The sequence below is a fragment of the Kaistia sp. MMO-174 genome (assembly GCF_037147815.1).
Classification (GTDB): Bacteria; Pseudomonadota; Alphaproteobacteria; order Rhizobiales; family Kaistiaceae; genus Kaistia; species Kaistia nematophila.
In genome coordinates, this window is sequence record NZ_JBBCUO010000017.1 from 1 (window position 1) to 762 (window position 762).

Sequence of the window (762 nt, forward strand, 5' to 3'; positions counted from 1 at the left end):
CCGGATCCGGCCCTCGGTCGCGGTATAGGGGTCCTTCTTGTATTCGCGTTCGATCCAGCCCTCTTCGAGCGCCGTCTGAGCGAGAAGCGTCGACGCCACCCAGATGCCGTCGCCGGCATCGTGTTCGACCGTCAGCGACGAGCCCGCCGGCAGCTTGGTGGCAAGCAGCGTCTCCAGCCGGACGCCGGTCCCCATCGTCATGGCGCGGGAGATGTAGGTGCCGGTGCCGCGCAGCTTGCCGGCAATGAGCTGGACGCCGGGGAAGAGGATCGGCGACGCCTTCTCCGAACCCTTCAGGATCGCGCGGAGCTGCACCGTCTCGGTCACGTATTCGGTGAGCTCGCAGACCTGGTCCGGCAACAGCTTGATGATCTCGCCGGAAGCCCGCTCGACCTCGAAATAGACGCTCGTCTCGGCAGTCGGCAGCAGCGTCGTGCCGCTGATGAAGAGGTCCGAGCAGTCGACGAGAGCGAACGAGCCGAGGTTCACCGACTTCGTCACCGGGTCGAACTTCGCCGCCACGATCCGGAACGTCAGGTCGCTATCCTGATGCGCCGTCCAGGTGCTGGCATTCGAGGAGGAGAGCCGCACGCCGATCGTATAGGGCTGCGAAGACACCCAGGCCTGATTGACGGTGTCGAGCGCGCCCATGGTCGCCGCCGCGATCGCGTGCTGCGGATCGTCGGTCTTGACCACGAAGGCGAACTCGGTGCCGGCCGGCTGATACAGCGGCAGCGCGAAGCGAACATTCGTCCAGGCATT

General features: G+C 65.7%; 1 pseudogene. It reads right to left on the minus strand.

Annotated elements, in window-relative coordinates:
- Positions 1 to 762, minus strand: a pseudogene (locus WFK98_RS27205) (DUF4815 domain-containing protein); the annotation flags it as partial.